This window comes from Actinospongiicola halichondriae (assembly GCF_049103745.1).
Taxonomy (GTDB): Bacteria; Actinomycetota; Acidimicrobiia; order Acidimicrobiales; family Salinilacustritrichaceae; genus Salinilacustrithrix; species Salinilacustrithrix halichondriae.
In genome coordinates this window covers 2,100,888-2,123,630 of record NZ_CP171622.1, presented here as the reverse complement: position 1 = coordinate 2,123,630, position 22,743 = coordinate 2,100,888, and the positions used below count along the sequence as shown (strand labels likewise).

The 22,743-nt window shown below is 68.9% G+C and carries 24 protein-coding genes; 13 read left to right on the top strand and 11 right to left on the bottom strand.

Translation table 11 applies throughout. The annotated features are described in order from the left end of the window. Window positions 1-11 precede the first annotated feature (11 nt). Together AB8619_RS10455 and AB8619_RS10450 are read left to right on the top strand one after the other, a co-directional pair. Window positions 12-806 carry a formylglycine-generating enzyme family protein gene (locus AB8619_RS10455; RefSeq protein ID WP_436792582.1) on the top strand — a complete coding sequence of 265 codons (795 nt, stop codon included), beginning with the start codon at window positions 12-14 and terminating at the stop codon, window positions 804-806. A 31-nt stretch (window positions 807-837) separates the two neighbouring features. After that, complete coding sequence (locus AB8619_RS10450; protein WP_436792581.1) at window positions 838-1,749, top strand: haloalkane dehalogenase; 912 nt, start codon at window positions 838-840, stop codon at window positions 1,747-1,749. 1 nt (window position 1,750) lies between these two features. On the opposite strand, the gene AB8619_RS10445 is transcribed toward AB8619_RS10450, so the two are convergent. Further along, a complete protein-coding gene (locus AB8619_RS10445) occupies window positions 1,751-2,590 on the bottom strand; it encodes an SDR family oxidoreductase (RefSeq protein ID WP_436792580.1) in 840 nt (279 codons plus the stop codon). Between the two features lie 47 nt (window positions 2,591-2,637). Next, window positions 2,638-3,927 carry a Na+/H+ antiporter NhaA gene (gene nhaA, locus AB8619_RS10440; protein WP_436792579.1) on the bottom strand — a complete coding sequence of 430 codons (1,290 nt, stop codon included), beginning with the start codon at window positions 3,925-3,927 and terminating at the stop codon, window positions 2,638-2,640. A 201-nt stretch (window positions 3,928-4,128) separates the two neighbouring features. On the opposite strand from nhaA, the gene AB8619_RS10435 reads away from it, so the two are divergent. Together AB8619_RS10435 and AB8619_RS10430 are read left to right on the top strand one after the other, a co-directional pair. Continuing rightward, window positions 4,129-4,287, top strand: coding sequence for a hypothetical protein (locus tag AB8619_RS10435; protein ID WP_436792578.1), 159 nt, complete (start codon window positions 4,129-4,131; stop codon window positions 4,285-4,287). Between the two features lie 57 nt (window positions 4,288-4,344). Then, a complete protein-coding gene (locus tag AB8619_RS10430; RefSeq protein ID WP_436792577.1) occupies window positions 4,345-5,142 on the top strand; it encodes an SDR family oxidoreductase in 798 nt (265 codons plus the stop codon). 152 nt (window positions 5,143-5,294) lie between these two features. Here the strand turns inward: AB8619_RS10430 and msrA are convergent, their stop codons facing one another. Beyond that, window positions 5,295-5,993 (bottom strand): peptide-methionine (S)-S-oxide reductase MsrA, encoded by a 699-nt coding sequence (msrA, locus tag AB8619_RS10425; protein ID WP_436792576.1) that lies wholly within the window; start codon window positions 5,991-5,993, stop codon window positions 5,295-5,297. A 62-nt stretch (window positions 5,994-6,055) separates the two neighbouring features. Continuing rightward, window positions 6,056-7,756 carry a hypothetical protein gene (locus tag AB8619_RS10420; RefSeq protein ID WP_436792575.1) on the bottom strand — a complete coding sequence of 567 codons (1,701 nt, stop codon included), beginning with the start codon at window positions 7,754-7,756 and terminating at the stop codon, window positions 6,056-6,058. 85 nt (window positions 7,757-7,841) lie between these two features. Here AB8619_RS10420 and AB8619_RS10415 point away from each other — a divergent pair, with 85 nt between their 5' ends. Beyond that, window positions 7,842-8,561: a PIG-L deacetylase family protein gene (locus tag AB8619_RS10415; protein ID WP_436792574.1), complete on the top strand. Its 720-nt coding sequence runs from the start codon at window positions 7,842-7,844 to the stop codon at window positions 8,559-8,561. A 17-nt stretch (window positions 8,562-8,578) separates the two neighbouring features. On the opposite strand, the gene AB8619_RS10410 is transcribed toward AB8619_RS10415, so the two are convergent. The 4 genes from AB8619_RS10410 to AB8619_RS10395 are packed head-to-tail and all read right to left on the bottom strand — an operon-like array spanning window position 8,579 to window position 11,121. Beyond that, entirely contained in the window at window positions 8,579-9,391 is an 813-nt protein-coding gene (locus AB8619_RS10410) for a hypothetical protein (protein WP_436792573.1), read from the bottom strand. Next, on the bottom strand, window positions 9,388-9,855 hold the full coding sequence (locus tag AB8619_RS10405) for a GNAT family N-acetyltransferase (RefSeq protein ID WP_436792572.1): 468 nt from the start codon (window positions 9,853-9,855) through the stop codon (window positions 9,388-9,390). Before AB8619_RS10405 ends, AB8619_RS10410 begins: the two co-directional genes overlap by 4 nt. 34 nt (window positions 9,856-9,889) lie before the next feature. Next, window positions 9,890-10,489, bottom strand: coding sequence for a class I SAM-dependent methyltransferase (locus tag AB8619_RS10400; RefSeq protein ID WP_436792571.1), 600 nt, complete (start codon window positions 10,487-10,489; stop codon window positions 9,890-9,892). Continuing rightward, window positions 10,489-11,121 carry a TIGR04282 family arsenosugar biosynthesis glycosyltransferase gene (locus AB8619_RS10395; protein ID WP_436792570.1) on the bottom strand — a complete coding sequence of 211 codons (633 nt, stop codon included), beginning with the start codon at window positions 11,119-11,121 and terminating at the stop codon, window positions 10,489-10,491. Before AB8619_RS10395 ends, AB8619_RS10400 begins: the two co-directional genes overlap by 1 nt. A gap of 114 nt (window positions 11,122-11,235) precedes the next feature. On the opposite strand from AB8619_RS10395, the gene AB8619_RS10390 reads away from it, so the two are divergent. The 4 genes from AB8619_RS10390 to AB8619_RS10375 are packed head-to-tail and all read left to right on the top strand — an operon-like array spanning window position 11,236 to window position 15,424. Then, entirely contained in the window at window positions 11,236-11,934 is a 699-nt protein-coding gene (locus AB8619_RS10390) for a response regulator (protein WP_436792569.1), read from the top strand. Further along, on the top strand, window positions 11,931-13,190 hold the full coding sequence (locus AB8619_RS10385; RefSeq protein WP_436792568.1) for a sensor histidine kinase: 1,260 nt from the start codon (window positions 11,931-11,933) through the stop codon (window positions 13,188-13,190). The genes AB8619_RS10390 and AB8619_RS10385 overlap by 4 nt, the downstream gene beginning before the upstream one ends. 9 nt (window positions 13,191-13,199) lie before the next feature. Next, a complete protein-coding gene (locus tag AB8619_RS10380) occupies window positions 13,200-14,993 on the top strand; it encodes an acyl-CoA dehydrogenase (RefSeq protein WP_436792567.1) in 1,794 nt (597 codons plus the stop codon). A gap of 23 nt (window positions 14,994-15,016) precedes the next feature. After that, window positions 15,017-15,424: a cupin gene (locus AB8619_RS10375; RefSeq protein WP_436792566.1), complete on the top strand. Its 408-nt coding sequence runs from the start codon at window positions 15,017-15,019 to the stop codon at window positions 15,422-15,424. Window positions 15,425-15,562: 138 nt separating this feature from the next. On the opposite strand, the gene AB8619_RS10370 is transcribed toward AB8619_RS10375, so the two are convergent. Genes AB8619_RS10370 through AB8619_RS10360 form a run of 3 tightly spaced genes read right to left on the bottom strand, consistent with a single transcriptional unit; the run spans window position 15,563 to window position 18,348 of the window. After that, window positions 15,563-16,711, bottom strand: coding sequence for an epoxide hydrolase family protein (locus AB8619_RS10370; RefSeq protein WP_436792565.1), 1,149 nt, complete (start codon window positions 16,709-16,711; stop codon window positions 15,563-15,565). Window positions 16,712-16,718: 7 nt separating this feature from the next. After that, complete coding sequence (locus AB8619_RS10365; RefSeq protein ID WP_436792564.1) at window positions 16,719-17,531, bottom strand: serine hydrolase domain-containing protein; 813 nt, start codon at window positions 17,529-17,531, stop codon at window positions 16,719-16,721. A 1-nt stretch (window position 17,532) separates the two neighbouring features. Then, window positions 17,533-18,348: a phytanoyl-CoA dioxygenase family protein gene (locus AB8619_RS10360; protein ID WP_436792563.1), complete on the bottom strand. Its 816-nt coding sequence runs from the start codon at window positions 18,346-18,348 to the stop codon at window positions 17,533-17,535. 24 nt (window positions 18,349-18,372) lie between these two features. Here AB8619_RS10360 and AB8619_RS10355 point away from each other — a divergent pair, with 24 nt between their 5' ends. The 4 genes from AB8619_RS10355 to AB8619_RS10340 all read left to right on the top strand — a co-directional run bounded on the left by AB8619_RS10355 (window position 18,373) and on the right by AB8619_RS10340 (window position 22,720). Then, window positions 18,373-18,660 carry an MGMT family protein gene (locus AB8619_RS10355; RefSeq protein ID WP_436792562.1) on the top strand — a complete coding sequence of 96 codons (288 nt, stop codon included), beginning with the start codon at window positions 18,373-18,375 and terminating at the stop codon, window positions 18,658-18,660. Between the two features lie 286 nt (window positions 18,661-18,946). Continuing rightward, window positions 18,947-19,927 (top strand): hypothetical protein, encoded by a 981-nt coding sequence (locus tag AB8619_RS10350; RefSeq protein ID WP_436792561.1) that lies wholly within the window; start codon window positions 18,947-18,949, stop codon window positions 19,925-19,927. A 244-nt stretch (window positions 19,928-20,171) separates the two neighbouring features. Further along, window positions 20,172-21,341, top strand: a complete 1,170-nt coding sequence (locus AB8619_RS10345) for a DEAD/DEAH box helicase (protein ID WP_436792560.1) — start codon at window positions 20,172-20,174, stop codon at window positions 21,339-21,341. A 107-nt stretch (window positions 21,342-21,448) separates the two neighbouring features. Next, window positions 21,449-22,720: a vWA domain-containing protein gene (locus AB8619_RS10340; protein WP_436792559.1), complete on the top strand. Its 1,272-nt coding sequence runs from the start codon at window positions 21,449-21,451 to the stop codon at window positions 22,718-22,720. Window positions 22,721-22,743: the final 23 nt, after the last annotated feature.

Genomic DNA, 22,743 nt, shown 5'->3' with positions numbered 1-22,743 from the left:
ACACCAGCGGGATGGTTGCCGTCCCCGGCGGCACCTACGTGATGGGCGAACGGTCGACGCTGGCCTACCCCGGCGACGGTGACGAGCCGCACGAGGTCACGGTCGCACCGTTCCTGCTCGATGCCCGCGCGGTGTCGAACGCCGAGTTCGCCGCATTCGTCGAGGCGACGGGGCACGTCACCGATGCCGAGTCGATCGGCTGGTCGTTCGTCTTCGGTGGGCTGTTGCCCGACGACTTCCCCGACACCCGCGGTGTGGTCGGCGCCGAGTGGTGGCGTCAGGTGTTCGGGGCCGACTGGGGTCACCCTGAGGGACCGCACAGCGACATCGACGATCGAGCCGACCACCCCGCACTCCACGTGTCGTGGCGAGATGCGCAGGCGTACGCGACGTGGCGAGGCGTCCGGCTGCCCACCGAGGCGGAGTGGGAGCGCGCCGCCCGCGCCGGCACCGAGACCATCTGGTCGTGGGGTGACGAGCGGGAACCCGACGGCGAGCACCGGATGAACGTCTGGCAGGGATCGTTCCCCGACCACGACACCGGCGACGACGGGTGGCGTGGAACGTGTCCGGTCGACGCGTACGAGCCCAACGCCTGGGGCTTCCACAACATGGTCGGCAACGTGTGGGAATGGACGACCAGCCGCCTCGACGCCGACCGGTGGGTCACCAAGGGCGGCTCCTACCTCTGCCACGAGTCCTACTGTCGCCGCTATCGCCCCTCGGGACGCATCGGGTCGACCGTCGACTCCTCGGCGGGCAACCTCGGCTTCCGCTGCGCTGCCGACGCGCCGCAGCCGTACTGACCATCCTTCTCCCAACGATCCAGGAGCCCTCATGCAGACCGTCCGCACCCCTGACGAGCGATTCGCCGGCCTGTCCGGCTACCCCTTCGCCCCGCACTACGCAGACATCGACGACGGCGACGGCGGAACGCTCCGGGTCCACCATCTCGACGAGGGGCCCGCCGACGCGGCGCCGATCCTGCTCATGCACGGCGAGCCCTCGTGGTCCTACCTGTACCGCCACATGATCCCCATCCTCGTCGAGGCCGGCCATCGTGTGATCGCACCCGACCTGGTCGGGTTCGGCCGGAGTGACAAGCCGACCGAGCAGTCCGACTACACCTACGCCCGCCACGTCAAGTGGATGCGCCAACTGCTCTTCGACCATCTCGACCTACGCGACATCACCTTCTTCGGTCAGGACTGGGGCGGCCTCGTCGGGCTCCGCCTCGTCGCCGCCGACCCGGACCGCTACGCACGCGTCGCGATCGGGAACACGGGCCTCCCGACCGGGCACGGTCCGGCGAGCGAAGCGTTTCTCGCCTGGCAGAAGTTCTCGCAGGAGACGGAGCACTTCCCGGTGGGCGCGATCATCGGTGGCGGTTGTGCGACCGACCTCGCCGACGACGTCATCGCCGGCTACGACGCGCCATTCCCCGACGACACGTTCAAGGCCGGTGCCCGGATCTTCCCCGCGCTGGTGCCGACGAGCCCGGACGACCCGGCGAGCGCCGTCAACGTCGCGGCGTGGACCGTGCTCGAGCAGTTCACCAAGCCGTTCCTGCTCACCTTCAGCGACCAGGACGCGGTGACCAAGGGCGGCGACGCGCCGTTCCTGGCCAAGGTCCCCGGCGCGCAGGGCCAGGCTCACACCACCATCGAAGGCGGCGGTCACTTCCTCCAGGAGGACCGGGGTCCGGAACTCGCGGCCGTGTTGATCGACTTCGTCGCGGCGACGTCCTGACTCAGGGGCCCATCAGACGCATGAGCGCGCCGAGTGCCTTGTCGGGCAGCAGGCGGGTGAGCGGTCCGGCGAGCTTCGCCGGCGTGCCGACGAGATAGCGGTGCTTGGGCCGCGACGCGAACAAGGCGTGCTCGATGGCGTCGGAGGTCTTCGACGTGGACGCGCCGATGCGTTCGTTGTTGTCGATGCCCTTCACCGCGCCCTCGATCTGGTCGCGGTACTGGTCCATGGCCTCCGGTCCGAGGCGCGCCTCCATCTCCGATGCGTAGGCGTGGCCCTTGGCCCAGATCGCGGTCTTGATCGGACCGGGCTCGACGACCGACACCTCGATGTCCCACGGCCGGAGTTCCTCGCGGAGCGACTGTGCGATGCCCTCGATCGCGAACTTCGAGCCCGAGTAGGGGCCCATCAACGGGCTGCCCATGCGACCGGACACCGAGCCCACGAAACAGATCCGTCCGTTGCCTCGCCGGATCATCGGAATCGCCCCACGGGTGACGGCGACCTGGCCGAACACGTTGACCTCGAACTGGGACCGCCACTCGTCGACCGGGAGGTGCTCGAGCGGTCCGGCACGCGCCACGCCGGCGTTGTTGACGATGCCTTGGAGACCTTCGGAGCCGACCGCAGCATCGATGATCTCGAGCGCAGCGGCGATCGAGGTTTCGTCGGCGACGTCACAGACGACGGGCGTGAGTCCCGAACTCGCACGTGCGGCCAGGGCCTCGCCGTCCTCGATCCGGCGCACGCCGGCGAACACCGTGTGTCCGAGTCGGTCGAGTCGGAGCGCGGCGTCCTCGCCGATGCCCGACGAGGTTCCCGTGATGAAGACGTTGGCCATGGCGCGGGAGGGTACCGAGCCGTGGGATCGGGACGCCGATCCGCCGGTCAGGTCTGGTCGACGTGGTCGACGTCCTCGGTCGCCTCGGCGTTCTCGGTCGCCGGACGCCGCAGGATCAAGGCGCCGACGACGGCGGCGAGGAAGCTGGCGACGAGGATGCCGAGCTTGGCTTCCTCGATGACGGCTTCGTCGGTGTAGGCGAGTCCGGCGATGAAGATGGCGACGGTGAAGCCGATGCCGGCGAGCGCGCCGACGCCGACGACGTCGCGCCAGCGGACACCGTCGGGCAGGTCGCCGATGCCGATGGCCGTCGCGATCCAGGTCGCGACGGCAACGCCGACGGTCTTTCCGACGACGAGACCGAGGATGACACCGATGGTCACCGGCGACGTCGACGCATCGCGGACGCCGTCGCTGCTGATCTCGATGCCGGCGTTGGCCAGGGCGAACAACGGGAGGATCAGGAACGACGAGAACGGGTGGAGCACGGCCTGGAGTCGATCGGTGACCGAGACCGTCTCGCGCACGTCGAAGATCACCGATCGGACCTCGTCGACGGAGGTCTCGGGGTCGACCTGCGTCTCGGTGGTGCCGGGTCGCAGCGCCACGGCCGGCGTGATGACGCCGAGGGCGACGCCTGCGATGGTGGCGTGGATGCCCGACTCGAGCGTCGCGAGCCAGACGCCACTGCCGACGGCGACGTAGAGCGGGATGTACCAGACCCGCCCGATGCGCATGAAGATGATGACGCCGATGAGCCCGACGGCGATGGCCAACCATCCCAGGGAGAGGTCGCTGGTGTAGAAGATCGCGATCACTGCGATGGCGCCGATGTCGTCGGCGATGGCGAGGGTGAGCAGGAACACCTTGAGCGACGAGGGGATCTTCGGGCCGAGCAGTGCGAGGACACCGAGGGCGAAGGCGATGTCGGTCGCCATCGGGATGCCCCAGCCGTCGAAGCCGTCGCCGCCGAGGTTGACGACCATGAACAACCCTGCGGGCACGATCATCCCGCCGAGGGCGGCGATGACCGGCACGGCGGCTTTCCGTGGGTCCCGGAGCTCGCCGGCGACGAGTTCCGACTTGATCTCGAGGCCGACCACGAAGAAGAAGATGGCCATCAGACCGTCGTTCACCCAGTGTCCGAGGTCCTCGGTCAGGGCGAAGTCGTTGAACGAGATCAGCGTCAGCTTCGTGTGCCAGAAGGTGTCGTAGCTGTCGGCGAAGGGGCTGTTGGCCCAGATCAGGGCCGCCGCCGTGGCGAGGAGCAGGACGATGCCGCCGGCGGTCTCGATGTGGAGGAAGGTCCGGACACGACGGCCCAGCGTCTTCGCCATCGGGAGATCGGAGTCGATCCAGGTCCCACCGGCCGTGAAACGGCTGCGGAGACCTCCGACGGTTCCGGGTGTCTCCTGATCGGGTTGTGCTGGTGTCACGGTTTCCGTTTCGTGGCTCTCGGTCGTGGGCGGCCGACGACCTTCCGGACGACCATCGTAGGGGTGGGCATCATCCGCCACGACCTCGGGAAGGGAGTCGGCATGAGCAACGAATCCGAAGATCCACGTCTCGAGGACCTCGACGAGGAGATCGACGCCATCCGACGTCGACTTCCCGACAACCCCGGTCTCGACATCCCCGACCCTGACGTCCACCCGCTGTTCCCCGCGGACGACGACGAGGGGGAGACCAGGACCTGACCGAAGGCTTGACCCACGGGTCAAGTCTTCGCCGGTGTTGGGTCTAGGTTCTCGGTCATGACTGGAATCCTGGATCGACTGTTCGGCGCCGAGGGCAAGCAGGTCGTCGTGACCGGTGGCTCCCGAGGCATCGGCCGCATGATCGCCACCGCCTTCGTCGAGGCCGGCGCCACCGTCTACATCTCCGCTCGCAAGGCCGAGGCGTGCGACGAGGCCGCAGCCGAGATGAGCGCCATCGAGGGCGCCGGCAGCTGTGTGTCGATTCCCGCCGACCTGTCGACACCCGCAGGTGTCGGGGCGCTCGTCGCCGCGGTGACCGAGCACACCGACGTGCTACACGTCCTGGTCAACAACGCCGGCGCGACCTGGGGGGCCCCGCTCGACGAGTACCCCGAGGACGCCTTCGACAAGCTCTTCAACATCAACGTGAAGGGGGCCTTCCTCCTGACGCAGGCGTTCCTTCCTGCGCTGCGTGCCGCCGCGACCGATGACGATCCCGCCCGCGTCATCAACATCGGCTCGATCGACGGGATCCGCACGCCGGCGATGGAGACGTACGCCTACAGCACGACCAAGGCCGGGATCCTCGCCCTCACCCGCCACCTGGCCAAGAACCTGGTGCGCGACAAGGTGCTCGTCAACGCGATCGCGCCCGGTCCCTTCGAGTCGAAGATGATGGCGTTCGCGCTGGGGACCGAGGAGGGCCGCGACATGGTCGCCGCCGGCGTCCCCGCCCGACGTATCGGCCAGCCCGACGACATGGCCGCAGCGGCGCTCTTCCTCGCCGGCAAGGGTTCGACCTACCTCGTGGGCGAGACGATCGTCGTCGACGGCGGCATCGCCAACGTCGGCTAGTCCGTCACCCCGTCACCCCGTCACCCCGTCACGACTGTGCATGTTCGGTACGTACCGATCGGCACGTTGCGGTACGAATTCGACATGGTACGTACCGATCGGCACGTTGCGAACGACCACGGTGTGACGGGGCGCCGGCGCCGGAGACCGGTTCAGGCGTCGGGGAGGCGGACGTCCGACGGCGTCTGACCGTGCTCGTCGGCCGGGTAGCCGACCTGGCAGTACCCGTGATTGCAGTAGCCGCCGGGGTGCTTGTGCAGATACCCCTGGTGGTAGTCCTCGGCGTAGTAGAAGACGCCGTCGCCGGCATCTTCCGCCAACGCGATCTGGGTCGTGATCTGGCCGAAGCCGGCGTCGTCGAGGGCGCGTTGGTAGCGATCCCGTGAGGCCTCGACGGCCGTGAGCTGCGCCTCGGTCGTCGGGAAGATCGCCGAGCGGTACTGGGTGCCGACGTCGTTGCCCTGCCGGTTCTCCGTCGTCGGGTCGTGGTTCTCCCAGAACGCCTTCATGAGCGTGTCGATGTCGACCAGCGACGGGTCGTAGACGACCTGGACGGCCTCGGTGTGCCCGGTCCGCGCGGTGCACGTCTCCTCGTAGGTCGGATTCTTCGTCCAACCGCCCATGTAGCCGACGGCGGTGGAGTGGACGCCGGGGATCTCCCAGAAGATGCGCTCTGCACCCCAGAAGCAGCCCATGCCCACCACGAGCACCTCGTGGCCGTCGGGCCACGGACCCTGGAGCGGCGTCCCGAGCACGACGTGCGCGGGTGCCACGGGCATCTCGCCTGCGCGGCCCGGAAGCGCGTCCTCGGGGGAGATCATGGAGGTCTTGTCACGGCCGAAGAAGGACATGTGACCAGGCTACGACCGTCCCCGCCGGCTGGCTCGCGACCAGGGTCGACGTCATCGTTCGTTCAGGAACGGTCCAGCGGCCGCGCCGCGCCGCCGACCGCGGAGCGTACGAACACGCCGCCGACGACGAGGGCGGCGACCACGATCCATGGTGTCGGGGCGCCACCGGTCGCCGGAAGTCGAGCGTCGCCCACATCACCGTCGGCCGGGGGAGCGGGCACCACCGGCGTGACGACGCCGCCGGGTTGGGCGGACGACGAGCGGACCCAGATCGGAGCGGTCACGATGCTGTAGTCCTCGCCGACGCCGCAATCGGTCACCTCGGCTGCGCAGGTGACCACGACCCACCAACGCTCGGCCTGGGTCGACGCCGCGACGTCCTGTCCGACACGCAGCCGGCCGTCGGAGCCGGCGGTACCGAGCGCAAGCGGTGCATCGAGGGCATTGCCCAGCAGGACGGCCTGGTGGCCCTCGGGCAGTCCGGCGAGGTCCAGTTCGAGTCGATGGGTGCCGTCGCCGACGACGGTTCCGCCGAGAACCGTCGCGTCGGGGTCGTCGATCGAATCGCCGTCGGCCCAGAACAGCACCGACGGGACCTTCGCCGGGGTGCCGGGTTCGCCGGTGACGAGGGCACTGTCGATCGACACCGTCCGGTGGTTCTGCAGAGCGAAGTAGTAGTCGCGGGGGCTGCGACCTCGGGTGAGCATCACGGTCTTGTCGTCGTCCGACGACGCCCATTCGGTCTCGTGCTCGTCCTCGGCGGCGACGGGTCCGAGGTGCCATCCGTTCGAGAGCGCCCGCAGGTACCAACTCAGGTCGTCGCCGCCCCGGATCTCGATGCCGGCGACCCGGTCGTCGACGTCGGCCACGAGGGCGATGTTGTTCCAGTTGCCGTTGCCGGCCACGTCGGCGAGGAGTTGGTTGATCGGGAGGTCGCCGTCGAAGGGGGAGAGCGAGGGGTTGCCGCCGGGATGGTTGAACACGACGAGCGCGTCGTCGCCGCCACCTTCGGTCGAGGGCGTACGCAGCCAGTCCCAGAAGAAGTCCATCGACACGTAGCTGCCATCGATCTTGGCGTTGCGCACGTTGCGCGAAAAGTAGACCCCGAGATGGTTGAAGTAGTCGTTCGTCCACTCGTAGCCGCGCATGGCCGTGAACCCGGTGTAGGGGTCGGTCCCCTCGGCGGCGGTGTCGTCGAAGTCGGTGGCGGTGACGGCTTGGGCGAGTGTCTCGGCCCACTTCCGGTAGTGGTCCTCGGCGAGCACGTTCTCGCACAGCAGCGGGGGAATGATCGCCTTCGGGTCGAGCGCCGCGATCCCGTCGGGGATGGTGGACGGATCGATGCACGCACGCGCCGTCGTGATCGGGAGCTTCTCGTTCTCGGAGTGCTCGCTCGACAGGAGGAAGTCGAGGATCACGCCCGTGTCGCCGCCGCCGTCGGCCGTGTTGTGGCCCGTCTTCGCCGCAGCGAAGTAGTCGGCGGGCTTCTTCGTGGGGTCGCCGTCCGAGTAGCCGCTGTGCTCGTGGAACACGCCGACTCGCTGGACCAGGGGCAGGTCCGGGTTCGGGTCCTCTCCCGAGACGTACTGCGGATCGTCGTACGCGAACTGGCTGCAGACCTCGTCGATCCACTGGAGGTCGCAGATCTGGCGGACCACGCCGGTGGCGGCGTCGGTGGGGTCGGGCTGGGCCGGTCGAGCATCCGCCGGCGACGCGAACGCCACGATCCACACCGTCAGCCCCAGTACGGCGATTCTCCGCATGTCGGACTTCCTAGCGCCTCCCGCCCGCCCGCGTACCGATCGTCGACCCGATCCCGTGCGGGGAGACGGCCGATAGCGTGGGGCGATGCTCGCAGATGATGAGGTGGAACGGGTCCTGGTCGTCACGGCGCACCCCGATGACGTCGACTTCGGCGTCGCCGGTTCGATCGCCCGTTGGACCGATGCCGGAGCGTCGGTGTCGTACTGCATCGTCACCGACGGCGACGCCGGTGGGTTCGATCCCGACGTCCCGCGCTCCGACATCCCGGGCATCCGGCGCGGTGAGCAGACGGCCGCGGCCGAGGCCGTGGGTGTCGACGAACTCCACTTCCTCGGCTATCCCGACGGACGCCTCGAGGTCTCGCTCGACCTCCGTCGCGACATCTCACGCATCATCCGGATGCTCCGTCCGCGCCGGGTGGTCACGCAGTCGCCGCTGCGCACGCTCGACAGCATGTATCGGAACCACCCCGACCACATCGCGACCGGCGAGGCCGCCTGCTGCGCCGTGTACCCCGATGCCCGCAACCCGTTCACGTTCCCCGAACTCGTCGACGACGGCCACGAGGCATGGTCGGTCGAGGAACTCTGGATCATGGGGAACGGGGACGAGGCCGACACCTACGTCGACATCACCGACACCTTCGACCGCAAGATGAAGGCGCTCCGATGTCACGTCAGCCAGAACACCGGAGGCGAGGAGATGGAAGCGCGTCTGCGGACCTGGAACGGAGCGAACGCCGAAGCGGGCGGCCTGGGCGCAGGACGCCTCGCCGAGTGCTTCCGCGTGATGGACACCCGCTGAGCGATTGACCCGAGGGGTCAGAGGCCGGCCGCTCGAAGCATCGACGGCGGGATGGCGTCGTCGCCCCGGGCGAGCATCGCGGCGCGTTCGACGTTGACCTCGTCGAACTCCCGCTGGGTCCACGCATCCCACGGTCCGGGCGGGATGGCGGTCACGTCGCCGCGAGCGTCCACACACGCCCTGAGGTAGCCCTGCAGATCGCGGACCTCCTCCTCGCCGCCGATGGGTCCGTGTCCGGGGATGATGATCGGTGCGAGGTCGAGCAGCACGTCGAGCTCGTCGGCCCAGCGGCCAGGATCTCCCTGGTAGCAGCGAGGCGTCACCCCGAAGCTGGCCATCGCGCCGGCGAAGCAGATGCCCGCACCTCCGACGACGGCGACGAGGTTCTCGGCCTGCGAACCCGAACACGGGTGGAGCGAGATCGCCGGGGTGAGGCGGGCCGTCTCGGCGACGATGTGGCTCACGGGACGGGTGCGGAGCTCGTCGTCGAACTCGTGGGCCACGGCGGGGTGCAGCCGTCGGTAGATGTCGGGCGTCGGTTCCTGGTCGAGGTGGACGCTGGTCTGCTGACGGCCGTACATCCCCGACATGGTGAACAGCGCCGAGCCCCCGACCGACTCGATCGTCGAACCCGTGAGGACGGTCCGCCGCACGCGGAGGCCGAGCTCTTCGATCGCAGCGATGAAAGCCTCGGTCTGCGACGGCACGCACAAGGTGTCGACGGCGGTGGCCGCGTCCTCGTCGACCACCAGTCCGGCGTTCGGTCGACCGTCTCCGGGGTCGTCGGCGAGCCAGGCGAAGATCCCGGTGTCGAGTGGTACGAGGCTCACGAGCTGCTCTCGAGCGTGGTGTGACGGGTCATCGGGACGTGCGGGATGCCGTCCTCGTCGTAGCCGGGTCCGCTGATCTCGAAGCCGAAGCGTCCGTACCAGTCGGCCAGGTGCGCCTGGGCGCCGAGGTGGATCGTCGGAGCGCCGCCGCGTTCCAGGTCGTCGACCGCCGCACGCATGAGCGTCGAGGCCGCGCCGCTGGAGCGAGCGTCGGCCCGTGTGACCACCCGTCCGATCGACGAGCGGTCGGTTCCGGGGTCGAGGATGCGGACCGCAGCCACCACGCCGAGGTCGTCCCGGATCCAGAGGTGGAGCGCGTCGGGCTCGTGGTCGCGACCGTCGAGATCGAGGAAGACGCAGTCCTGTTCGACCACGAAGATCTCGCTGCGCAGACGGAGGATGTCGTAGAGGTCACGCGGACGCAGGTCGTCGAAGCGTGAGCGGTGGATGACGGGATCGGCCACCCGTGCATCGTGACACGGGCCCGCCGTGGATCGGTCAGTCGCGCTGGAGCGTGGCGAACCAGCGCTCGCCCGATCGACGGATCGAGAGGAGGGTCATGTCGGCCAGCACCGCAGCCGCCCCGATGCCGTCGGCACCGACCACGGCCCAGGGGAACCATCCGGTGCGCGAGTCGCCCATCGAGATCCTCGCCTCGATGACGCGTGTCTCGGACCCTGGCTCGCCGACCTCGGCGACGACTCGGCCGCCCGGACGCAACAGTTCGTGGAGACGGACGAGCAATGCGGCCGGGTCGCCACCGATGCCGATGTTCCCGTCGAGGAGAACCGCAGCGCCCCAACGTCCGGTGCCGGGCAGCGGTTCGAAGATCGAGCGGTGCAGGACCGGAGCGCCCAACTCGCGGGCGTGGAGGATCGCCTCGGTGCTCACGTCGACGCCGAGGGTCGTGACCCCCTGCGCGGCCAGGTGGGCGACGATGCGCCCGGGTCCGCAGCCGACGTCGAGGATCGGGTGGTCGAGGCCGTCGAGCGCGAACAGGTCGTCCTCGTCGGGAGCGGCGAACCAGCGGTCGGCGTCGGGCGCGAGATCGAGTCCACACGAGGAGACGAGTCGAGCGGCGGGTGCGGTGGTGGACATCAGGCGACTCCGTCGGTGGGCCTCTGGTGGACCCGCCGGACTGCCTCCGCGAAGCGGGTGTCGGGTGCCGACTCGGCAACCGTCGATGCCTCGGCGAAGTGGTCGACGTCGGTCATGCGGGGGAGGTCGCCCACCCGGAGCCCGAGCGACTCGAGGCGTGCTCGCTGCGCTGCCCCGGTGTGGTCGGTGCTCATGGGCACGCCGTGGAAGACACGTTCGTCGGCCTCGTGGAGTCCGATCGCCCACCAGCCACCATCGGTGGCCTCACCGAGGACGGCGTCGTGATCCGTGAGCAGCGCCATCGCATCGTCCAGGACCGCTCCGGTGATCTGGGGCGTGTCCATCCCGATCTGGATGCCGGCGCCCGATGTCTGAGCCCACGCTGCAGCGAGGCGCCGGTCGAACGACTCGTCGACCTGTGGCACGACCCGCACCCCGGCGGGGAGCCACGGTCCGGGGGAGCCGTCGAGCGCAGCGACGACCTCGTCGGCACCGGATGCCGTCGCGGCATCGAACGTGTCGGCGAGTGCCGCCGCCGCGATGTCGCTGGCCTGGGACGGCGTACACGGAGGACACAGGCGCGTCTTCACGCGGCCCGGCACCGGCTCTTTGGCCATCACGAGAACGAACACCTGCGGGAACGTACCCAGCCGCCTCCCGGAACAGACCCGCTCTGGCGCTTACGAAGTGCTGAACATCTGCCGTCGCCGCACTGCGTCGCGGTGCCGTCCCTACGATGCAGCACCATGGTCGACGCCCAACACATCGTCGTCGTCGAGGACGATCTGGCGATCGCCGAGGTGGTCGTGCGATACCTCGAGAAGGACGGCTTCCGTGTCGACTCGTACGGTCACGGTGGCGAGGCGCTCGACGCCTTGCTGGCCGATCCCCCCGACCTGGTCGTCCTCGATCTCATGCTCCCGGGCATCGACGGCGCCGAACTGTTCCGCCGCCTCCGCGCCCTTGCGCCGGTCCCGGTCGTGATGCTGACCGCTCGCGGCGACGAGACCGACCGGATCATCGGCCTCGAGATGGGTGCGGACGACTACATCACGAAACCGTTCTCTCCCCGTGAACTCGTCGCCCGGGTGAAGGCCGTGCTGCGGCGGGTGCAGGGTCAGCTCGAGACCGTCGAGGCGGGGTCCTCTCCCGTCCTCACCGCCGGCGACCTGGAGGTCGACGTCGCCGCCCGCGAGGTCCGGCGGGCCGGCACGGTGGTGTCGCTCACGGCACGCGAGTTCGAGTTGCTCGCGTTCCTGATGCGCAATCCGAACACGGCGTTCCGTCGCGAGGAGCTGCTCGAGAAGGTGTGGGGCTACACGTTCGGTGACACCTCGACCGTCACGGTCCACGTGCGACGGCTCCGCGAGAAGGTCGAGGCCGACCCCAGCGATCCCCAGCATCTGGCCACGGTCTGGGGCGTCGGCTATCGGTTCGTGGCATGACCGGCGCGATGGGTCTCCGGGCGCAGGCGGTCATCGTCGCGGTCGGCGTCTCGCTCACGGTCTCCACGGCATGGCTGCTCGACCTTCCACGCGGTGACACTGCGTCGCTGCTCGGCCTCGCCGGTGGCGGTGCTCTCGCCGCTGCGGTGTTCGGCTCGCTCGTCCTGCGGTCGATGCGAACGGCAACGCTGCGGGCCCAGGGCGTCGCCGTTGCGCTGGTGTCGGTCCTCGGCACTGGGGTCGGCGTGGTCCTGGCGGCCTACGCGATGTTCGTCTCGTCCCACGACCTCGGCGCCCTCCTGGTCGTGCTGTTGGCATCGTCGACGGCGGCGGTGCTGATGGCGATCCGGTTCGGCTCGCGTATCAGCACGGCGAGCCGCGACCTCGAGGACCTCACACGGCGACTCGGCGACGGCGATCTGATCATGGTCGGCGACGTCCCTGTTGCCCACGAACTGCACCGTCTCGCCGAGGAGCTGCACCTCGCGTCCGAGCGGCTGGACGACGCCCGCCGCAAGGAACGGGCCATGGAGTCGGCCCGGCGCGAACTCATCGCGTGGGTCAGCCACGACCTGCGGACGCCGCTGGCAGGGATCCGGGCGATGGTCGAGGCGCTCGAGGACGGCGTCGTCGACGACGCGGCAGACGTCGCCCGCTATCACGCGACCATGCGTCGCGAGACCGATCGACTGGCGATGCTCGTCGACGACCTGTTCGAGCTCAGCCGGATCGAGGCCGGCGCCCTCGACCTGCGTCTCGAGGAGGTCACGTTGGGCGACATCGTCGCCGAGGCCGTGGCGGGGGCGATGCCCGTCGCCACCGCGAAGGGCGTTCGCCTCCGGGGAGAGAACGGTGGCGACGACCCGGCGCTGCGCGTGGCGCCGGCGGAGCTGACCCGGGTCGTGCGCAATCTGCTCGACAACGCCATCCGCCACACACCGGCCGGATCGGACGTCGAGGTCTGCTGCGGCGTCCTCGACGGCAACGCCACGGTGTCGGTGGCCGACGCCTGTGGCGGCATCCCCGACGACGACCTGGGGCGGGTCTTCGACCTCGCCTTCCGGGGCGACGACGCACGGGGGAGCGGCGGGGGCGGTGGTGGCCTCGGCCTGGCCATCGCCCACGGTCTGGTCGGTGCGCACAACGGGACCATCCGGGTCGAGAACCGCGGGCTGGGCTGTCGCTTCACCGTCGAGCTCCCACTCGAGGGTCCGGACTCCGTCTCGACCTTCGGGTCAATGCCTACCCGCCGGTAACCTCGGGGGATGGCCGACTACCTCGCCCCCTTCGACGACATCCGCTTCGTGCTGAGCCGCATCGCCGGCCTCGGCGACCTGTCCTCCTACGAGGGCTACGAGCACGCCGAGGCCGACATGGTCTTCGGTGTCCTCGAGGAGTGCGCCCGGTTCATGCAGGACAAGGTGGCGCCGCTCAACCGCATCGGTGACGAGCAGACCACGGTCTGGAATCAAGACAACTCGGTCACCACACCGGAGGGCTTCATCGCCGCCTACCAGGACTACGTGGCGGCCGGCTGGGGTGGCGTGGCGCTGCCCGAGGCCTACGGCGGCGGCGGGTTCCCGTGGCTCGTCGGCATCGCCATGCAGGAGATGCTCACCGCGTCGAACGAGGCGTTCTCGATGGCGCCGCTGCTGACGCAGGGGGCGATCGACGCCATCCTCACGCACAGCGACGAGATCCAGAAGGAGATCTATCTCCCCAAGATGGTGACCGGCGAGTGGACCGGCACCATGAACCTCTCCGAGCCCCAGGCCGGGTCCGACGTCGGAGCGGTCCGCACGCGCGCCGAGAAGCAGGACGACGGCAGCTACAAGATCACCGGCACGAAGATCTGGATCTCGTGGGGTGAGCACGACATGGCCGACAACATCATCCACCTCGTGTTGGCCCGTACGCCCGAAGCCCCTCCCGGGACCAAGGGCATCTCGATGTTCATCGTGCCGAAGTTCCTCGTGAACGACGACGGCAGCCTCGGCGAGAAGAACGGCGTCGTCTGCCAGTCGATCGAGCACAAGCTCGGCATCAAGGCCAGCCCGACCTGCGTCCTCGATTACGACGAGGCCACCGGCTACATCGTCGGCGAAGAGAACCGTGGCATGTCGTACATGTTCACGATGATGAACAACGCCCGTCTCTCCGTCGGGCTCCAGGGCCTGGCCGTCGGCGACCGCGCCTACCAGGACGCCCGCCAGTACGCGAGCGAGCGGCTCCAGGGCCGTGCGATCGGCGCCGAGCCCGGCGTCCAGTCGCCGATCATCGAACACCCCGACGTCCGTCGGATGATGCTGACGATGAAGTCGCAGCTCGAAGCGCTCCGTGCCGTCGTGTACCGCACGGCGCAGGGCATCGACGTCGCCCACAAGGACTCCGACGAGCAGACCCGCACCGCAGCGCAGGAGCGCGTCGACCTCCTGATCCCGATCTGCAAGGGCTGGGGCACCGACCTCGGCGTCGAGATCACGTCGACCGCGATCCAGATCTTCGGCGGCATGGGCTACGTCGAGGAGACCGGCGTCGCGCAGCACTTCCGCGACGCTCGCATCGCCCCGATCTACGAGGGCACCAACGGTATCCAGGCCATGGATCTCGTCGGGCGCAAACTGCCGATGCGCGGTGGCGGAGTGGTCGCCGACTTCCTCGAAGACGTCGGTGCGACCATCACCCGTGTTCGTGCCGCGGGCGACGACTACGCCGTCATCGCCGACGAACTCGAGACGGCGCTCGGTGCGTTGCGGGAGTCGACCGACTGGATCATGGCCAACGGGCTCGAAGACGTGCGCAACGCCCTCGCCGGCGCCACGCCGTACCTGCGCCAGTTCGGGATCGTGACCGGCGGCTGGATGCTCGCCGAGTCCGCGCTCGAGGCCAAGGAACTCCTGGCGGGCGACGGTGGCGGGTTCTCCGACGAGTTCCTCACCGCCAAGTACACGACTGCCCGCTTCTACGCCACGCAGATCCTCCCGCAGGCCGCCGGCATGGTCGGCGCGGTCACCGCCGGCTTCGAAGACCTCATGGAGCTGTCGCCGACGCAGTTCTGAGGGTCCGCCCTACGGTGCGCTCCATGAGCGACGAGCAGGTCCAGTCCATCAGCACCCATCCGATCCACCTCGGACTCGGCGGCACGGCGTTCGTGCTGCCGGAGATGGACGGTTCGATGGAGTGGTACGGCCGCTACGGCGATCTGTACCCGAACGATGGCGCGGATGGTCGGCTGGTGTCGATGTACACCTTCACCGAGTCATGGGACTCGTGGGAGGTGCACCCGACCGGCCATGAGGTCGTGTTGTGCGTCGCCGGCTCCACGACGCTGCATCAGGAACTGCCGTCGGGTGAGGAACGAGCGGTGACGTTGACGGCAGGGGAGTACGCCATCAACGAGCCGGGGACGTGGCACACCGCCGACATCGACTCGTCCGCCACCGTGGTGTTCATCACGTCCGGCGAGGGAACCCAGCACCGTCCCCGCTGACGTCACCCGGCTGACCCCTCCCGACAACCCACCAAGATCCGTTCTGGTGAACGCTCGTGACACCTGATGGTGCCATTCGTTCACCAGAACCGGGCTTGGGGTGGGGTGGAGGACGTCTTCGGGGGTTGGTGGCGGTGGTCAGCGCAGGGAGCGGAAGCACGTCCGGACTTCGTCGACGAAGGTGTCCGGCACCTCGAAGGCGGCGAAGTGTCCGCCGTGATCGAGGGTGTTGAAGTGGACGAGCTTGTCGCCGAACTGGGCTTCGGCCCAGCGACGTGATGTCCGGAAGATCTCCTTGGGGAAGATGCTGCAGCCGATCGGCACCTTCGGGATGTCGAAGGGCGGGTTGCGGAAGCTCTCCCAGTAGAGGCGGGCGCTCGACGCCGCGTTCCGGGGCAGCCAGTAGAGCATCACGTTGTCGAGGAGGTGATCGCGGTCGACGGCGTCCTCGGGATGTCCGTCGTTGTCGGTCCAGGCATGGAACTTCTCGACGATCCACGCAGCCTGCCCGGTGGGGGAGTCGGTGAGCCCGTAGCCCAGGGTCTGGGGTCGGGTGCTCTGGATCTTCGAGTACCCGGTCCCGTTGTTGCGGTGCTCTTCCATGTCGGCGAGCGACTGCTGCTCGAACTCGGTGAGATCGTCCATCGTCGACGGGATGACGATCGGCATGTTGAGGTGGATGCCGGCGCAGTGGTCGGGGTTCCGGACGCCGACGAGCGTGGTGATCATCGACCCCCAGTCGCCGCCCTGCGCGAAGAACTGGTCGTAGCCGAGTCGGTCCATGAGGGCGCCCCACAGGTCGGCGATGGTTCCCACGCCCATGCCGGGCGACGTCGGCTTGGACGAGAACCCGTAGCCGGGGATCGACGGACAGACGACGTGGAACGCGTCGCTCGCCGAACCGCCGTGTTCGGTGGGGTCGGTGAGGGGGCCGATGACGTCTTGGAACTCGGCGATCGAACCCGGCCATCCGTGGGTCATCAGCAGCGGCCGTGCGTCGTCGTGGGGCGAGCGGACGTGGATGAAGTGGACGTCGATCGGTTCGACGTCGTCGATCTCGATCGTCGTCATGAACTGCGGGAACTCGTTGAGCTTTGCCTCGCGTGCACGCCAGTCGTACTCGTCAGCCCAGTACCGGCAGAGCTCCTGGACGTAGGAGAGCGGGATGCCCTGCGACCAGTCGCCGACGGTCTCGGCCTCGGGCCAACGCGTCGCGTGGAGGCGACGACGGAGGTCGTCGAGGTCCTCGTCGGAGGCGGCGATGGTGAACGGGCGGATGTCGGTCATGGTTCCTTCAGCGGTGTTCGGAGAGGACGTCGGAGGAGAGTGTCGGCCAGGCCTCGATGGCCCAAGGGCCGAAGTCGCGGTCGGTGAGGACCACGAGGCCGAGGTCGACGTCGGGATCGAACCACACGAAGGTCCCGGCTCGCCCGAAGTGGCCCCACGTCCGTGGCGAGTTGTCGGCCGAGGTCCAGTGCGGGTCCTTGTCGCCCCGCACCTCGACGCCGAGGCCCCAGGGGTTCGGGTCCTGGCCGCCGTACCCGGGCAACACACCGGCGAGTTCGGGGAACGCCGGCGTGGTCATGGCGGCGACGGTGGAGGGAGCGAGGAGGTTGCCACCGACGACCGATCGAAGGAGCGTGCAGAGGTCGTCGACGCTGGATCGGTGTGCGTGTGCGGGCGATCCGGAGACGTCGGTCTGAGCCAGACCGAGCGTGTCGACGAGCGCGAGCCGTGCGTACTCCTCATACGTCATGCCGGTGCGCTCCTCGAGGTGGCCGGCCAGGACCTCGAAGCCGAGGTTCGAGTAGATGCGCTTGCGTTCGGGCGGTCCGAGCACTTGGTACTCGCCGTCGGGTGCGAGACCGCTGGCGTGGGCGAGCAGGTGGCGAACGGTCGACCCTTCGGGGCCGGCGGCGTCGTCGAGGCCGACACTGCCCTCCTCGACGGCGACGTGGGTGGTCACGGCCGCCAGTACCTTCGACACCGAAGCCAGCGCAGAGGTCCGCTCGGTGTCGCCGTGCTGGTCTCGGATGTCGTCGGTGTCGAACACTGCCGCCGCGACGGTCGGGACGTCCCAGTCGGCAAGTTGGTCGAGGGCCCCCACGTCAGGCGCCGTCCCAGAGCATGGCGTGCTCGGCGTCCGGGTCGAGGAGGGTCAGCGGGTCCTGCTTGTCGATGTGGCCGATCAGACCGTTGTAGGTGCCGTAGCCGCAGAGTCGCTGCAGTCGCTTGTCGAATCCCGCCGCGGTGGCGCGGGGAATGCCGAGTTGCTGGTTCTCCTGCTGGCGGATCATGCCGCCGCAGTAGTTGTCGGCGATGCCGACGCGCCGTTCGTCGGTCGTGTTCGCTCCGCCGCCGTGCCAGAGGCTGCCGTGCCAGATGAGGATGCTGCCGGCCGGCATCTCCGCCGGGATCGAGTCGTAGTGCTCGCCGTAGACCGGATAGTCGGGATTGCGATGCGAACCCGGGATGATCCGGGTGGCACCGTTCGCCTCGGTGAAGTCGGTGATCGCCCACATCGAGTTGCAGACCACGGCGTGGCCGGTGCGGGGGAGTCCGATCACCTGGTCATCGGAGTGGATCGGCTGGGCCGACTCGCCGCCGCGGATGTCGATCGACGAGAGCGTCGACAGCAGGCATTGGGGATCGAGGACGCGCTCGATGACCGGGAGGACGCAGGCGGCGGCCGGGATCTGCTCGAACACCTTGCCGTGCACCAGCAGGTTGTAGACCCGATAGGTGTCGCGTCCTTCGAAGCCGTTGTCGGCCGGGGAGACGCCGCGTTCGTCGATGATCCGGTCGAGTTCGTCGAGCACCGACTGCGCGAACGCCGGGTCGAACGCGTCCTTCACGATGGTGAAGCCCGCCTCGGCGATCGCGTCGGCATGGCGGTCGGCATCGGCATCGGTGAGCGTGCGCATCGGCGTCGATGCTAGGAGAGGGCCGTGCAGATCGATGACGACTTCGTGCAAGCGGTGCGCGCCGTCGTGCGATCGGTGCCGTCGGGCGAAGTGATCACCTACGGAGAGATCGCGCTCGAGGCGGGCTTCGCCGGTCAGGCGCGTGCCGTGGGACGGGTGCTCGCGATGGGCGACGTCGACCTCCCGTGGTGGCGGGTCGTCAACGCCGCCGGCCGACTCGTCCCCGGCCACGAAGAAGAGCACCGGCGCCGCCTCGTGGCCGAAGGTGTCGCCCTCACCGACTCCGGCCACGTCCGCAATCTCCGCCGCTGACCGCCCCCGCCCGCTCCAGCGCCAGCGCCAGCGCCAGCGCCCGGGCCCGGGCGCACAGGAACCAAATCGTTCTGGGTGCGCGATCGGTACTCGTGGCGTCCCGATCGAGCACCCAGAACCCGACTCGGATCGTTCTGGGTGGGTGTTCGGTACTCGTGGCGTCCGGATCGCGCACCCAGAACCCGAGCTGACGGCGGTTGGTGTCGGTGGTGATCCGTACGGTGGAGACAAGGCCTGCGGGCTGCTCGCACCTCCGGGTGCCCACGGCACCACCGAGGAGAAGCCCATGCTTCCCGACCCGCTCCTTCATCTGCTGCGTGTTCAACGCGGCGTGGCCGCTCGCCGCCAGATCCGCACCATCGAACCGGATCCGCACCGTCGCCGAGCGATCTATCGCGATCCGATGCTGGAGTCGGTGAGCAGCCGAGTGGTCCGGCACCGCGCGGTTCCTTGGTCGATCGAGCAGGAGTTGATGTTCGGCGTGCTCGATGCCGGGCCAGACGCCCGGTTGTGGGGCAAGGCTGCAGCTTGCCACTGGGGGTTCGGACGGTTCCCCCGGCTGCCAGCACATGTTGCCGTTCCGCGTCGTCGCGTCGGGTCGGGTCACGTCGCTCAGGTGCATCGTGTGCGAGATCTCGACCCGAGGGATCTCACGTGCCACGACGACATCCCGATCGCACGACCAGAGCGAGTGATTCTCTGGCTGGCGGGCATGTGGACGCACCGGTTCGGCCACGAGATCGCTGCCGAACGAACCGCGGTCGCACTCGACCAGGCATGGCGACAACGCCTGATCGACGGCGAGTTCATCCACGACCTCCGTGACCGCTCTGGAGGGTCGGGGCATTCGGGGATCGTCGTCCTGCGCCAGGTCCTGGAGGACCGGCCACCGGACTATCAGCCGGCAGGGAGTCGGCTCGAGGAGCGATTCGAGTCGATCGTGCCGTGGGTCGTGCGGAACGATCTGCGCCGACAGGTCACCGTGGACGTCGAGGAGGCGATCCGGACGGTGGACTTCCGTCTCGGCTCCTGGCCGCTCATCTTGGAGATCAACGGCGAGGCCTTCCACACATCGTTGACGGACCGCGCCGCAGACGATCGGCGGTACGCCCGGTTCCTCGAGCTGGGATTCTCGGTCGCTGTCTTCTGGGAACACGACATCTGGAACGACGCCGGCGCGGTGAGCGATGCCGCGCTTCACCTGTACCGCCACCCCGATCCCGATCCGACGCTGCATCGACCGACCAAGGCGCCGTGGGAATGGTGAGCCCACGTCGATTCTGGGCGCGCGATCGGTACCTCAGGAGGCAGATCCTGCACCCAGAACAGACCCGGTCGGATTCTGGGTGCGCGATCGGGATCTGTCGCGTCCCGATCGCGCACCCAGAAGCTTCTTGGGTTGTGTCGCTGCGCGGGGAGGGTGGGCGGAGCGGGGAGGGTGGGTGGGTGGGTGGGTGGAGCGGGGTGGAATCGCGAGTTGGACGGGGGGCGCCGGTAGCGTTGGCGGGAACATGACAACTTTTGCAGAACTGGGCCTCGACCCCGACTTGGTGGACGCCCTCGCATCGCAGGGCATCGAAAAGCCCTTCCCCATCCAGGAACTGACCATCCCCGACGCCGTCGCCGGCCGCGACGTGTGCGGCAAGGCGAAGACCGGCTCGGGCAAGACCCTCGCCTTCGGCCTTCCCATGGTGATGGCGCTTCCTGACCCAGACGACATCCAGCACGGTCCGGCCGGCCTCGCGCTCTGCCCGACCCGTGAGCTCGCCATCCAGGTGGCCGAGGTCCTCGAGATGCTGGCCAAGGTCAAGGGCCACACGGTCACCGCGGTCTACGGCGGCGAGAAGATCGAGAAGCAGATCAAGTCGATCGAGGACGGCACCGGCATCATCGTCGCGACGCCCGGCCGGCTGATCGACCTGCTCCAGCGCGGCGACGTGAAGCTCGACGAGGTCAAGATGGTCGCCGTCGACGAGGCCGACCGCATGGCCGACATGGGCTTCCTCCCCCAGGTCGAGTGGGTCCTCCGGCACGTGCCCGGTGGCCATCAGACGCTGCTCTTCAGCGCCACCCTCGACGGTTCGGTCGGCGCACTCGTCGACCGCTACCAGACCGATCCGGTCACCAAAGAGGTCGTCTCCGAGTCCGTCACGGTCGAGCAGATGCACCACCGCTTCCTCCGTGTCCACGAGATGGACAAGGCCAAGGTCGCCGGCGCCATCGTCGCCAACGGCAACCGCACCCTCATCTTCTCGAACACCAAGCGCGCCGCTGACCGCCTCGCTGCCGACCTCGAGAAGCTCGACGTGCGGGCGGAGCCGATCCACGGCGACCTGCCCCAGCGTGCCCGCGAGAAGGCTCTCAAGCGGTTCGCCGACGGCACCATCCAGGCGCTCGTCGCATCCGATGTCGCCGCCCGCGGACTCGACATCGACGAGATCGACACCGTCGTCCACTGGGACCCGGCGCCCGATCACAAGACCTACCTGCACCGCTCCGGCCGCACCGCCCGTGCCGGCACCGACGGCGTCGCCGTCACCCTGCTCGAGTGGAACGAGGAGATGGCCGTCAAGCTGCTCCAGCGCCGGCTCGGCCTCGAGGATCACCCGATCGTCGACATGTTCTCGAACGACGAGCGTCTCCACGACCTCGCCGGCTGGGATCCGCTCGCGAGCGACTGATCGTCGCGTCGGGGCGTGGCCCCGTCGGAAATCGTTCCCGCCGATCGGGAACCAGTCGACCTGCCGTCGTCGTCGGATGCGCTGACGACGAACGGGAGCGACGAATCATGCGCAGGATCATCTTCGGGCTGACAGCAGCGATGTTGGTGTTGGCGGCGTGCGGGTCGGACGCCGACGAAGCGACCTCCGCAGTGGCGGAGGACGACGGCGGCGATGCCGGCGGCGGCGAATCGACTGCTGACGGCGCGCTCCGCTCGGACGCGGCACCGGTGCCGTCGACGACCAGTTCCCACGCCGAACTCGACGCCGCTGCCCCCGCCGGCGACGAGGCCGGCTCGACGCAGCGTGAGGTCGGCCTGCGGGCCGGCAGCGTCGACGACAACGAGAGCTGGGAGGCCTACCTCCGCTACCGCGAGGCGTTCGCCCTCCTCGGCATCCCCTTCGACGACCTCCCCGTCGACGGTCGTCGGATCATCACCGTCACCGACGACGCCGGGCTGCCGGTCCTCGACGCGGTCGTCCGGATCCGCGGCGGCGGTGCCGACACCACCTTGCGCACCGGCTCCGACGGCCGAGCGGTCTTCCTCGCCCCGGTCGGCGAACTCGACGACCAGCAGTCGTCGCCGACCTTCGAGGCGACCGTCACCCACGGTGCAGCGACGGCGACGCAGGAGCTCGGCAGTGAGGCGAACCAGACGATCGTCCTGGACGGGGTCGAGCACGATCGGGCGGTGCGTCTCGACGTGCTGTTCCTCGTCGACGCGACCGGTTCGATGGGCGACGAGATCGAGCGGCTCAAGGCCAACATGGTGGGTGTCGCCGAGAAGATCGCGGAGTCGGACGCCGACCCCGACGTCCGGTTCGGCCTCACCAGCTACCGCGACACCACCGACGACTACGTCGCCCGCACCGTCGACTTCACCTCCGACGTCGGATCGTTCGTCGAGTCGCTCCGCGGCCTCGTCGCCGACGGCGGCGGTGACACGCCGGAGGCGCTCAACGAGGCGTTCGCGCAGGCTGTGAGCGAGCCACGGTGGCGCACCGACGAAGACGTCATCCGGCTCGTGTTCCTCATCGCCGACGCACCACCCCACATCGGTCGGGGCACGAGCTACGTCGACAGCATCGCTGCGGCGGCAGGGTCGGGCATCCGGGTCTTCCCCATCGCATCGAGCGGCACCGACGACCAGGCCGAGTACGTGCTGCGCCAGATCGCCCAGGCGACGCTCGGCCGGTTCGTCTTCCTCAGCTACGGCGCCGACGGTGCGGCCCTCGGGTCCGAGTCGAACATCGACGACGAGGCCTACGACGTGCTCGCCCTCGACGACCTGATCGTCCGTCTGGTCGAGGAACAGCTCGCACCGTTGACAGGCCGCTGAACGAGCGGTCCGCCGAGACGACG

What these genes read in the sequence shown, in the direction of transcription:
- AB8619_RS10375 (WP_436792566.1), top strand. Translation starts at nt 15,017, where the DNA reads ATGAGCGACGAGCAGGTCCAGTCCATCAGCACCCATCCGATCCACCTC.
- AB8619_RS10380 (WP_436792567.1), top strand. Translation starts at nt 13,200, where the DNA reads ATGGCCGACTACCTCGCCCCCTTCGACGACATCCGCTTCGTGCTGAGC.
- AB8619_RS10420 (WP_436792575.1), bottom strand. Translation starts at nt 7,756, where the DNA reads ATGCGGAGAATCGCCGTACTGGGGCTGACGGTGTGGATCGTGGCGTTC.
- AB8619_RS10390 (WP_436792569.1), top strand. Translation starts at nt 11,236, where the DNA reads ATGGTCGACGCCCAACACATCGTCGTCGTCGAGGACGATCTGGCGATC.
- AB8619_RS10345 (WP_436792560.1), top strand. Translation starts at nt 20,172, where the DNA reads ATGACAACTTTTGCAGAACTGGGCCTCGACCCCGACTTGGTGGACGCC.
- AB8619_RS10400 (WP_436792571.1), bottom strand. Translation starts at nt 10,489, where the DNA reads ATGTCCACCACCGCACCCGCCGCTCGACTCGTCTCCTCGTGTGGACTC.
- AB8619_RS10445 (WP_436792580.1), bottom strand. Translation starts at nt 2,590, where the DNA reads ATGGCCAACGTCTTCATCACGGGAACCTCGTCGGGCATCGGCGAGGAC.
- AB8619_RS10435 (WP_436792578.1), top strand. Translation starts at nt 4,129, where the DNA reads ATGAGCAACGAATCCGAAGATCCACGTCTCGAGGACCTCGACGAGGAG.
- AB8619_RS10370 (WP_436792565.1), bottom strand. Translation starts at nt 16,711, where the DNA reads ATGACCGACATCCGCCCGTTCACCATCGCCGCCTCCGACGAGGACCTC.
- AB8619_RS10415 (WP_436792574.1), top strand. Translation starts at nt 7,842, where the DNA reads ATGCTCGCAGATGATGAGGTGGAACGGGTCCTGGTCGTCACGGCGCAC.
- msrA (WP_436792576.1), bottom strand. Translation starts at nt 5,993, where the DNA reads ATGTCCTTCTTCGGCCGTGACAAGACCTCCATGATCTCCCCCGAGGAC.
- nhaA (WP_436792579.1), bottom strand. Translation starts at nt 3,927, where the DNA reads ATGGCGAAGACGCTGGGCCGTCGTGTCCGGACCTTCCTCCACATCGAG.
- AB8619_RS10340 (WP_436792559.1), top strand. Translation starts at nt 21,449, where the DNA reads ATGCGCAGGATCATCTTCGGGCTGACAGCAGCGATGTTGGTGTTGGCG.
- AB8619_RS10430 (WP_436792577.1), top strand. Translation starts at nt 4,345, where the DNA reads ATGACTGGAATCCTGGATCGACTGTTCGGCGCCGAGGGCAAGCAGGTC.
- AB8619_RS10455 (WP_436792582.1), top strand. Translation starts at nt 12, where the DNA reads ATGGTTGCCGTCCCCGGCGGCACCTACGTGATGGGCGAACGGTCGACG.
- AB8619_RS10450 (WP_436792581.1), top strand. Translation starts at nt 838, where the DNA reads ATGCAGACCGTCCGCACCCCTGACGAGCGATTCGCCGGCCTGTCCGGC.
- AB8619_RS10360 (WP_436792563.1), bottom strand. Translation starts at nt 18,348, where the DNA reads ATGCGCACGCTCACCGATGCCGATGCCGACCGCCATGCCGACGCGATC.
- AB8619_RS10350 (WP_436792561.1), top strand. Translation starts at nt 18,947, where the DNA reads ATGCTTCCCGACCCGCTCCTTCATCTGCTGCGTGTTCAACGCGGCGTG.
- AB8619_RS10385 (WP_436792568.1), top strand. Translation starts at nt 11,931, where the DNA reads ATGACCGGCGCGATGGGTCTCCGGGCGCAGGCGGTCATCGTCGCGGTC.